A 10,838-nucleotide genomic window follows, 5' to 3' on the forward strand; every position below is an offset into this window, starting at 1 on the left:
AACATGTTCGGCTCAGGCAACACGCTGACGTTCCGAGACTATGTGCAGGGCACGTGGGGCAGCTTCACTACCCCTGCCGGTCGCGTGGACTACATCATGACAAAGGCACGTCTGGGGGAGGACTCTGACGCGCCCGAGCGGCAGCTCACCAAGAGCCTGGCGCCGGTCCGCGAGGTCATGGAGGCAGGAGACCTGGACTTCAACCAGCTCCTCCAGCGCGATCTCGACGACCATCGGGTCGCGGTCAAGCTCATCCCATATCTGCTGAAGCCACAGCAGACCGGTCCTGCGTTTTTCCCCCCGATCGTGGCCGTCCTTCTTCCGTTTCGGAACCAGCGACCCTCGTCCTTCTCAAGGCTTGGTGAACCCACCGTCGAATCCGACGACGGCGTGATGTGGCAGCAGGAGCGGGCCAGCAACTCCTTCAAGGTGCAGCGCTTGCTCGACGGCGACGACCGTCTCCACCCCGCCAGCGTCGGCAAGCTGTGGTGGAACAAGATTGAGGCACAGCTCGTCGTGCTCGACGGCCAGCACCGGGCCATGGCCTTGCTCGCTGTCGAGCGCACTATGACGAACAGCTGGCAGAACTCCGGTGGCGCCCGGTTCCGCTCGTTCTACGAGAGCCAGGTCAAGCAGGCGCTTCAAGAGGCACGTCAGGACGCGATCGACCTGAGCAGGGTCGAGGTACCCGTCACGGTCTGTTGGTTCCCTGATCAGACGGGTGAGGACGCGAAGCCCCACGAGGCCGCACGCAAACTCTTCGTTGACGTCAACAAGGAGGCCCGTCCGCCGTCCAAGTCCCGGATCATCCTGCTGTCTGACGCTGAGTTGAGCAACGTGCTGACCCGGAGGATGCTGAACGAGCTGCGGGGCGGAGCCGACGAGTCGTATCTCCCTCTGTACGCCGTTGAGTACGACAACCCCGAGCCCAACACCACCAAGCCTGCCCGCTGGTCCGTGCTGACGAACATCCATCTGCTCAAGTCCGCAGTCGACCGCTGCGTCTTCGGGCCGTCCAAAAACCTCAGCGACGTCGGGCAGAGGTTTGGCCCGGGACGTCCCCGCCAGCCCGAACTGGACTCGTTCATGCGGGACGAGCAACTCGGCCTCATCGAGCTGTTTCCGGACCGGTTCGAAGACGGTGGCTTCACCTACCACCGCGGAGATATCGGCAACGCCAACTTCCCGCTCGGGCAGGTTGACGTCATCAGTGACCGCTTCGCCGAGACCTGGGGACGAGCCATCCTCACGCTCCTCTCAAAGATCGCCCCCTACGCGGCCCACGCGAAGGCACTGACACAGCTGAAGGACGCCTGGCATGTCGACGACACGCACCTGACGCTGGCCCGTGATGCGCTGTTCAGCGGGGTTGGCGTGTTCTGGACCCTGAAGGCCAGCTACGAGCACTACCTGGAGAACAAGGACCGCGGCGCCAAGGCCACCAAGTCCGACGTCATAAGCGCGTGGGAGGCGCTCAAGGGACGCGAGGAAACCTTTGAGAACTATCGCGTCCAGGCATTCCTCGACTCAGGTCGGGCGATCAGTTTGAAGCAGTCCAAGGCCGCCTACGCAGTGTTCAACACGCATGCGTGTCAGCTCGGCTTGGCATTGACACTCGGGTCGCTGTGGGAGCTCCGTAAGCGTCAGCACGGCGGCGCGGACTTGAAGGATCTGCCGGCGTTCGCCGAAGCCTTGGCGACTGGGTGGAACGCCTACTTCTCGCAGGATCAGGGCAAGGCTCGTGACCGCAAGCTGGCCTTCATCAAGGCGGAGGGTGTCATTACCCACCCGCTGAACCAGATCGCGAACATGGATACCCCGCAAGCCGTGTACTTCCGGTACTTCTGGATGCAGGCGCTAAGCACGCCGGCGGCCTGGGAGCACGTGGCCGACTGGTTCAGCGGTCGGGACGGCTTCGATCAGATGCTTCGGACCGCTCGCGGACTGTACCTGGACTTCTGCGTGGAGCAGCAGACCAAGGCGTTGAAGACCAGTAAGCAGGTTGCTGAGCCCAAGATCGATGAGGAGGCCCTGCGAACGGCCAGCACCTCGCTCAAGCGGGCTCTGCGTGACTGGTTCTATGTCTCCGACGACGAATACGAACAGTGGTTCGCCTCGCGAGCTGTGAAGCCTGTGACCCAGGAGCTTCCAAGCACCGCAGACGACCTCGACGCCACCGCTGATGAGGACCTGGCGGAAGGCACGGACGAGGACGCCCCAGTGACTAGCGTGAACGATCTGCTTGGCGATTGACCGAGCGTGAGTGGCTGCGCGGACTCGCGTTCGTTCCGCGCGGCCACTGCCCACGAAGACATGCGATCCTCTCGCCGATGCACTTTAGGTCGTTACGATGCCTCCTCTGCCATCCCTGCCCTCCAAAGAGCACGCTGCTGAGGTAGCCAGCGCGGACTCGCCCCGTTCGAGAACTGTGACCCAGGACTCCGTCAACGCGGCGTCAGCATCGCTGGCGCTCTCGGGAACCGAGAGGCAGGGCAATGATCTCACTCGACAGGCCTTGTACGGACTTCTCGACCAGCTGGCAGGGGAGATAGACAGGTACGCTCCTGCCTCGACCTTGGGTTCACTCTTGCGTAGCGACGCTGAGCTGCTGCCTGCATCGCTTGGCATCCTGCTGAACCAGCTTCTCGACGCGACCGTACACAACGGCGAGTGGGTGGTGTCGGCGAGCCGGTCGGAGCCGACGGTGTCCCGACAAGAGGAGCGCCCAGAACTGGAAGATGAGATCTTTGCGATTCTCGCAGGCGCTCCTGGTGGCTTGACGACCACCCAGATCATCGAGCGTCTCCGGACCCCCGCACAGTTGCCGGCGGTCCGCAGGATCCTCTTCAGCGCCGACGCGGTGGAGGTTGCGGCAGGTGGAGGTTGGATCTACTCCGCCCAAGAGGCTGGGCAGCCAACTCTGGATTCGGATGCTTTGGAACCCGCGCCCGCGGAGCGAGTTATGGAGGATCAGCCGGCGGGCCATCGCCTCAGCCGGTTTGCCCTGCGAGAGGAAGCGTTTCGGATCCTCCAGGAAGCCGACTGCCCTCTGGGAACAGAAATCCTCGTAGCGCGGATGGGCGGGGTGGACTCGCGCATGGTCAAGGACACACTCGCCGCCGACCGGCGCTTCATGCGCAGCGACATTGACGCCTGGGCGCTGACGGCATGGGGGATGCGGCCCTATACAACGGCCAAGGAACTCGTCGGGGAGGAGCTGGACAAGGCTGGCGGCTCCATTGAGGCGTCTCGGCTCGTCGGAATCCTGACCCGCGAGTTCTCGATCAAGGAGTCGACGCTTCGACAGACGATGTCGTCGGCGCCGTTCTGTGTGAAGACCGGAGTGGTCCGGCGCCTGGCTGATATTTCTATGGCCAACGGCCTCCCTGAGCAGCTGGTGATCGAGGACAAGTCGACAGCAGGGCTGTCGGCGGAGGAACTGATGAGAATGCTGGGGCTCTGATGAAGAAGGGTGAACTTCCGCTGCGTACAGCGGGCTTGCAGAGCGACTACCGCAGCGATCGCTGCGACATCGTTGAGGATTTCTACGTTCCCGCACTCGCGGCTTCCACGTCCTACGACCGGGCGGTGGGCTACTTCACCGCCTCGGTGCTCTCGGTGCTCGGCCAGGGATTGGACGAGTTCGCAGCCCGCGGTGGTCGGATGCGCATCGTGGCCTCGCCACAGCTGCGCCACGAGGACGTAGAGCAGATTCGAGGCGGGTACGCTCTGCGGACAGTCCTAGAGAAGGCTGCGTTGCGCGACCTCCAGGAGGCATGCGAAGACCCGCGGGCTGCGAGCGGTCTCGGGAAGCTCGGACTGATGGTGGCCGACGGGCTGCTCGACCTCAAGCTGGCGTACGTGGCCGCCGCTGGGCGGATAGGCATGTACCACGAGAAGATCGGGATATTCCGCGACGAGCGCGACCTGGTCGCCTTCAAGGGCAGCGCGAACGAGACCCTTCCCGGACTGGTCGGCAACTTCGAGTCCATCGAAGTCTTCCGCAGCTGGCACATCGAGGATGGTCAGAGGGCCCTACGCATCAGGCGCGACTTCGACGACCTCTGGTCCGACCGGACGCCGCTCCTGCGCGTCATTCCCTTCTCTGCGGCGATGAAGTCCCTCACGGAGGAGTACGCACAGCGGACAGGCGGTCAGGCACACCTGGAGCCGCTGCCCATAGACGGCACGACCCTGGTCCTACCTCGAGCGGACACCGAGGGGATGCTCGTCATCCCTGGGGAGCTCGATGTCCGGGGCTACCAGAAAGAGGCAGTCCAGAGCTGGTTCGAGAACGGCTTCCGCGGCATCCTGCGCATGGCGACCGGCACGGGGAAGACGCTGACGGCCCTGTCAGCGGCAGCGCAGCTGTCGAAGGTCCTGAGACGCAAGCAGGCTCAGGCTGCCCTTCTGACGGTCGTGGTCGTGCCATTCCAACATCTGGTTGACCAGTGGTCTACGGACATTGAACGCTTCGGCATGACGCCGATCCGAGCCTACGAATCCACAGACTCCTGGTACGGCAAGGCTGCGTCTCTGCTCGATGCTCTCGCTCTCGGCACCAGCCGTGGTGGGGTACTTGTCACAACCAACGCGACGTTCAGCGGAGATCCCTTCCAGAGCACCCTCAGGCGCCACCGCGGACACTTCCTGCTGATCGCCGACGAGGTGCACAACCTCGGGGCCAAGCGGCTCCGAGATCGTCTGCCCGACTCCGCGACCTACCGCCTCGGTCTGTCCGCAACCCCGGAACGCTGGTTCGACGATCGCGGCACGGCGGCCCTTCAGGACTACTTCGGCGAGGTGGTCTTCGAGATGGGCATCGGCGACGCCATTCGCGCCGGCGCCCTGTGCCGGTACATCTACACACCGGTAGTGGTGGAGCTGGACGTAGAAGAGACCGAGCTGTATGGCGAAGTCACCGAGAAGATCGCGAAGCTGCTCGCCATACAAGAGTTCACCGAGGACGGTGACGACGACAGTCCGCTCGGCATGCTCTTGCGCAAGCGGGCCAACATCCTCGGCCACGCCCGCGCCAAGCTGCCCGCACTGCGTGAGCAGATGATGAAACGTCAGGGTGACTGGTTCCAGTTGCTCTACTGCGCGGAAGGCCAACACCCGCTTGCGGAAGGCAACTACGAAGATCCCCACGAGCCCAGCCAACTCCAGCAGGCCGTCAGGTTGGCCGGCGAGGACCTACGGATGACCTCGGCGACCTACACCTCCGAGACTCCCCGGGAAAAGCGCCGGGAGCTCTTGCGACGGTTCGGTTCGGGGGATGACCTGCAGGTGCTGCTCTCGATGCGCTGCCTCGATGAGGGTGTCGACGTGCCCGCAGCTCGAACCGCCTACCTCCTCGCGAGTTCCTCCAACCCGCGACAGTTCATCCAACGACGAGGAAGGGTGCTGCGCCCTGCACGGGGCAAGGAGTACGCGGACATCGTGGACTTCATCGTCATCCCGCCCGAGCAGACGAGTGAGCTGCACCGAGAGACTGAACGCCGACTGGTCGCACGAGAGCTGACTCGGGTAACTGAGTTTGCCCGACTGGCCGAGAACGAGGCTGACACTCTGGACATCCTGCGCCCGTTGCGCTTGCGATTCGGGCTCCTGGACACCTGAAACGGCTGAGCTTTTGATAACGAAACTGATCGGGGACCGAGCGTGAGCAGCCAAGAGAGCGTTGCCGACATCCTGAACAAGCTTTCACCCGAAGCCAAAGAACTGGTTGCGAGAGTCCATCAGCTGGAGAAGGAGAACCTGCACCTGAAGACCTCCACCTTGCTGACGACGAAGATCATCGAAGCCGTGAAGGAGCTGGCCAAGTGAAGCTACTCAAGCTGACCGTCGACAACTTCCGCGTCTTCTACGGAAAGCATTCCCTGAACCTGGACGTCGCCGACGGCAAGCCCGCCGTGCTGATCTTTGGCATGAACGGCGCGGGGAAGACGACCCTGCTCAACGCCTTTGCCTGGGCGCTGTACGGATCCTTCTCCAACGACGTGGAGCGCCAGGAACGCGTCATCAACGACCACGCGTGGGCGCAGACCCCGTTCGGCGCTCCGGTTAGCGGTTCGGTGAAGCTGGAGTTCGAGCACGAGGGTTCTACATTTAGCGTGCTGCGCGAAGTCACCGTCACCAGGTCCACGCAGGACCAGGACCTGCCGAACCCCCGACTGCTCGTGACCGAGACCCGGCTCGGGGAAAGCGTGAGGATCGACAACGGCCAGGACCGAATTGAGAAGATCCTGCCCGAGGGCCTGCGACGCTTCTTCTTCTTCAACGGCGAGCGCATGGAGCGCATGTTCGTTGGCGATGGAAGTGAGGACGTCAAGAGCGCTATCAAGACGCTGCTGGGACTCGAAGCCATTGAGCGGGCCATCGACGTGCATCTGCCTGCCGCAAGGCGCAAGCTGATGGCCGAGGCTCAGAAGCTGGGAGATGGGAGGCTCCAGCAACTTGCGGTACAGCAAGCCGCCTTGGACGCTAAGAAGCTGGCAGTACACGGAAGGCTCATTAAGCTCTCGGGTGACATCTCGGCCTACAAGCGAGCGTCTGAAGATGCGGCGAAGGCGCTTCTCGACAACGGGATGGCAGCTCCTTTGCAGAAGCGGCGCGTCAAGCTCAACCAAGAGTTGGATGCTGAGAAGGAGCGCTACAAGGAGCTCCAGGAGCGCAAGCGCAAGACACTGGCGGAGCGGGGCTTCATCTCCTTCACCGCAGGAATCGACGAGTCCGTCATGGAGCTCGCTGAGGGCATGCGCCGTCGACAGGAGCTTCCGGCCGGCATCCAGCGCGACTACATCGAGGGGCTCCTTGAGGATGGAGTCTGCATGTGTGGCACGCCTGTCCCGGAAGGGTCCGCTGGGTTCTTGGCGCTCTCGGAGCGTAAGTACAACGCGGGACTCGTGGACGTCCAGGCGCGATGGATGAACTTGCGAGGCAACAGCGCTCGGCTGACTGATGCCCGGAGGGTGCTTCTGGATGAGCTGCGTGAGATCGCCAAGGATCAAACCGAGGTCGAGTCCAAGATTCACCAGAAGGACGCTGAACTGAGCGACATCGAACGCCAGCTGCAGGGAGTGGATGTGATGGATGTCCAGAATCTCGAGCAGCGCAGGAAGGAGTTCGACGAGAAGCGGTTCGAGGCCGAGTCTGAGCATCGCCGTGCGCAGGATGAGTTGGAGGAGGTGGAGGCCGAGATCGCGGCGACGCGCCGCAAGCTGCACTCCGCAGAGATTCAGAACGAGGAGTCTCGACGCGTCCAAAGCCAACTCGCTCTGGTCGATGAAGTCATCGATGCCTTCACTCGGATCCTCAATCTGAAGACCGAGGAGGTGCGCCAGGAGCTCGACGCACGGGTGAAGCGTGTCTTCTCCCGCATCTTCGTGAAGAGCTTCGTGCCAGAGGTGACGAGCTCGTTCGAGCTGGAGCTGAAAGCGGGCAGCAATGGAATGGCCGCTATCCGCAGCACTGGAGAAAACCAGATCTTGGGACTCTCCTTTGTTGGCGCTGTCTCTGAGATGGCCAAGGAACGTGACGACCGAAAGCGCAATTCTGAGGCCGGCGCTCTGGACGAGGGAGGGGTCTACCCCGTCGTGATGGATGCGCCGTTCGGGAGTTTGGACGTGGAGTATCAAGACCAGGTCGCCGAATCCCTGCCCAAGCTCACGTCGCAGATCATCACCTTGCTGTCGCAGTCACAGGCACGCGGAATGGTGATGGATCACCTGAGTTCTGCGGCGACACGTATGTATGTACTTCGGAATGTGACTCCGAAGCCGGACGCGCAGGAGCAGTTCATCACCATCAACAACCGGGCTGTGCCCTACGTTACGCGCGGCGAGTTCGAGCATTCCGTGCTGGAAGAGGTGACGGTCTGATGGCTGACGAGCGCTTCCGGCGTCCCGCCGACCACGAGAAGCTGCTGCAGGACCTGTGCAGCAAGGACGGGCCCTTCTCGGCGATGTACGAAGCCATGATGTTCGCTGCTGCCCTCGGTAAGCAAAAGCGCAAACGGGACGAATTCAAGAATACAGGCGAGCCGATCGACCTGGCGCGAGTCGAGCGCCGTGATTTCGGCGAGGCGCTGATCGACATGCTGGCCGTGGTGGACCAGCCTGACGACGCCACGATTCTGAGTGACGACCGCATCAAGGAGCGCATCAGGATCTTCGAAGAGTACGCCAACGGCGGTCTGAACTACCTTCAAGGCGAGCTCAACGCAAGCGGCAGGCGCGATCTCACCACGCTGGTCAGCGGTCTAGTGATGGAGGCCCTAACGGCTACGCCAGCCGAGGAGAAGAACAACATCGTTACTGACCTCCTCGGGGACGGTGCTCTCGACTGGTAGCGGCGCTCGCGACACCCATGGCCATACGGCGGGCTCCACTAGCTTGGGGCCCGCCGTATGCCGAGTCCTCAGCGTTGGGTACGTCTGTGCCCGTCATCGCGAGTTCGCGTCGACCGCGACGTAATCCGCAGATACTCCAGCGATTCCGGAGCAAGCTCGCGCCTATTGCGGAACACGGGCTGTGGTGAGGCGAGCCATCGTGTGGCGGTTGCCACAAGATGATCTGGTATTGCCGAGCTGAAGGTTGCTGTCCAGCCCGCGCCCGGCGGACCAGCGGTAATCTCCCAGGACGTACGCCCCTGACGACCATACTCCTCGTTGTTCTGCTGGATGGGATGCCTTCGGACGGTGGCGAAGCCGTCAGGCGAGGCAAAGCCCGCGAGGCCGGCCGCCGTTTCCGGAAGCCTTTGCCAGCTGGCCTGACGTAGTGGAGCGACGATCAGATCTTGGGCGCCGGTGTCGTTGGAGCTGCCTGCTCCGCCAGCCAGTGTGACGGCCAGAGGAACCACCAGCGCGGCGACGAGCTCCGAGGGGACTCCATGTCCAAAGGTCATCTTCCAGAGCGCGGGATGCATGGGCCCCTTAGCCACGTTGATGATCCATAGAGGCGTGTAGTCGCCGTGGGTGGGCAGGTAGCCGACTCGGGCCCGGCGGCAGGGGCTGTCCAGGATGACATTGGCGATTCCCAGCCGACGGACCGACCAATCGAAGTCGAGTTCAAGCGGTCGACTGACGTGAGCGCCAGCACTGCGGTCCTCGCCAGCGAGGTAGGCAGGGGAGATTGCGAGCGCCTTCGCAGCGTCAATGCGCCGGACTGCGTCCACGCCGGGGGTCTCGGAAGCCATGAGGGTGGTTGCTCCTTTCAAAGGCAGCATGAATTGCCTCGTCGACGGCCGGGCGACAAGGAGGGAGAGGAGGGGCCTAATGCCTGAAGCGGTTAGTACTCCAGTGTGACTTCGTGATCTATCCGGTTGAGGGGTCTGCGAGGCGCCGTCGGTAGTGGCTGCGGCGGGCGGTTGCTTGATGGAGTCTGCGCCAGTTTGACCAGGTCAGCAGGCCGCGCGGGGAGGTGGCCGGTGGAACCAGGAAGGCGCCGAGCAGGTGGCGGATCTCGGGGACGGTCAGGTCGATCGGGTCGGTGCTGCGGGCGGGCCGGTTCGGTTGTGCGGTCCTGGCCGGCGTCGCGTCGGCGGCGAGGACGACCAGGAAGGCCAGGGCGAGCATGGCCAGGGTGATGTGCCGGTGCCAGGCTGTCCAGTGGCGGACCTGGTAGTGGTCCAGGCCGACCTGGCCTTTCGCGGCCTGGAAGCACTCCTCGACGCACCAGCGAGTCCCGGCCACCCGGACCAGCTCGGACAGCGGCACCCGTCTCGGGGACCAGCACAGGTAGAAGGCGAGTTCGCCGCTGTGCGGGTTGCGGCGGATCAGCAGGTGCCGGTGGCCGTCGGTACCGATCTCGATCCAGGCCCAGTCGTAGTAGCGCGGCCCCTTCGCCCCGGCTCCGGCGCTCTGCCGGTGCCAGGCCGAGGCGGGCAGGCGGTCGGCCACGGCATCCGCGCGGACGGCGGTTCGTCCCTGGTTGATCCGCACCCGCGTGCTGCGGGCGACGGCCAGGACGTAGCCGACCTCACGGGACTCCAACAGGGCACGCAGGCCCGGGTCTTGACCGTAAGCCTCGTCCCCGGTCGCCCAGGAGGCGCCAATCCCGGCGTCCAGTGCCGCCGTGATCATTTGTCCGGCCAGCGTGGGCTTGGTCGCGAACTTCGTCTGGTCGGGCACCCCGGCGCGGGTGCGGCGCTCGGTGTCCTGGCACCACGAGGCGTCGGGCAGGTAGAGGCGACGGTCGATCAACGCCCGTCCTCTGCTGGAGGCGTAGGCGAGGAAGACGCCGACCTGGGTGTTCTCGATCCGGCCTGCCGTGCCGGTGTATTGCCGCTGCACGCCCGCCGAGGCGGTGCCCGTCTTCAGGAAGCCGGTCTCGTCCACGATCAGCACGCCGTCGTCGGTGCCGAGGTGTTCGAAGACGTAGGCGCGGATGTCGTCGCGGACCGCGTCGGCGTCCCAGCGGGTGGTTCGCAGCAGCCGTTGCATCGGTCCGGGGCGAGCATGACCGGCCTGTTCGGCCAGCTGCCAGCAGTTCTTCCGCTCGACGCCGGACAGCAGGGCGAGCACGAAGGCGCGGGCTGTCGCTCGCGGCTCCACCCGGCGGAACCGGCCTGCGATCCGGGCCATGGCCTGGTCGAACATCGCCCGCCATCGGGCGGCGTCTATGCTGTGACCCGCGGCCACCGCATGATCGTCATGAGTCCACACAACCCTTGATGATCACGCGGTGGCCGTTGCCTTTTCCACCCGGCTTCAGCGCGAGATCACGAAGTCACACTGGAGTATTACTGACCTCGGCGCTTCAAGGTGATGGCGGTGGGAGGTCGAGGGAGAGGCCGGTGCCGGAGAGGAAGCCGTCGAGGATGTCGGAGCGGTACTG

The 10,838-nt window shown here is 63.9% G+C and carries 8 protein-coding genes; 6 read left to right on the forward strand and 2 right to left on the reverse strand.

Translation table 11 applies throughout. The annotated features are described in order from the left end of the window. Positions 1–84 precede the first annotated feature (84 nt). The 6 genes from ACIG5E_RS37125 to ACIG5E_RS37150 all read left to right on the forward strand — a co-directional run bounded on the left by ACIG5E_RS37125 (position 85) and on the right by ACIG5E_RS37150 (position 8,353). Positions 85–2,253, forward strand: coding sequence for a hypothetical protein (locus ACIG5E_RS37125; protein WP_396541333.1), 2,169 nt, complete (start codon positions 85–87; stop codon positions 2,251–2,253). Positions 2,254–2,587: 334 nt separating this feature from the next. Further along, a complete protein-coding gene (locus ACIG5E_RS37130) occupies positions 2,588–3,463 on the forward strand; it encodes a hypothetical protein (RefSeq protein ID WP_396541335.1) in 876 nt (291 codons plus the stop codon). A 35-nt stretch (positions 3,464–3,498) separates the two neighbouring features. Further along, positions 3,499–5,622 carry a DEAD/DEAH box helicase family protein gene (locus tag ACIG5E_RS37135; RefSeq protein ID WP_396541337.1) on the forward strand — a complete coding sequence of 708 codons (2,124 nt, stop codon included), beginning with the start codon at positions 3,499–3,501 and terminating at the stop codon, positions 5,620–5,622. 42 nt (positions 5,623–5,664) lie between these two features. Beyond that, on the forward strand, positions 5,665–5,829 hold the full coding sequence (locus ACIG5E_RS37140) for a hypothetical protein (RefSeq protein ID WP_396541339.1): 165 nt from the start codon (positions 5,665–5,667) through the stop codon (positions 5,827–5,829). Next, positions 5,826–7,883, forward strand: coding sequence for an AAA family ATPase (locus ACIG5E_RS37145; RefSeq protein WP_396541341.1), 2,058 nt, complete (start codon positions 5,826–5,828; stop codon positions 7,881–7,883). The genes ACIG5E_RS37140 and ACIG5E_RS37145 overlap by 4 nt, the downstream gene beginning before the upstream one ends. Beyond that, the gene (locus tag ACIG5E_RS37150; RefSeq protein ID WP_396541343.1) at positions 7,883–8,353 is read left to right on the forward strand and encodes a DNA phosphorothioation-associated protein 4; all 471 of its coding nucleotides are present in this window, start codon (positions 7,883–7,885) and stop codon (positions 8,351–8,353) included. The genes ACIG5E_RS37145 and ACIG5E_RS37150 overlap by 1 nt, the downstream gene beginning before the upstream one ends. A gap of 68 nt (positions 8,354–8,421) precedes the next feature. Here ACIG5E_RS37150 and ACIG5E_RS37155 read toward each other — a convergent pair whose 3' ends face one another. Together ACIG5E_RS37155 and ACIG5E_RS37160 are read right to left on the reverse strand one after the other, a co-directional pair. Continuing rightward, positions 8,422–9,198 (reverse strand): DUF317 domain-containing protein, encoded by a 777-nt coding sequence (locus tag ACIG5E_RS37155; protein ID WP_396541345.1) that lies wholly within the window; start codon positions 9,196–9,198, stop codon positions 8,422–8,424. Between the two features lie 118 nt (positions 9,199–9,316). Continuing rightward, positions 9,317–10,600 carry an IS701 family transposase gene (locus ACIG5E_RS37160; protein ID WP_396541347.1) on the reverse strand — a complete coding sequence of 428 codons (1,284 nt, stop codon included), beginning with the start codon at positions 10,598–10,600 and terminating at the stop codon, positions 9,317–9,319. Between the last annotated feature and the right edge of the window lie 238 nt (positions 10,601–10,838).

This window comes from Kitasatospora sp. NPDC053057, from assembly GCF_044546945.1.
Taxonomy (GTDB): domain Bacteria; phylum Actinomycetota; class Actinomycetes; order Streptomycetales; family Streptomycetaceae; genus Kitasatospora.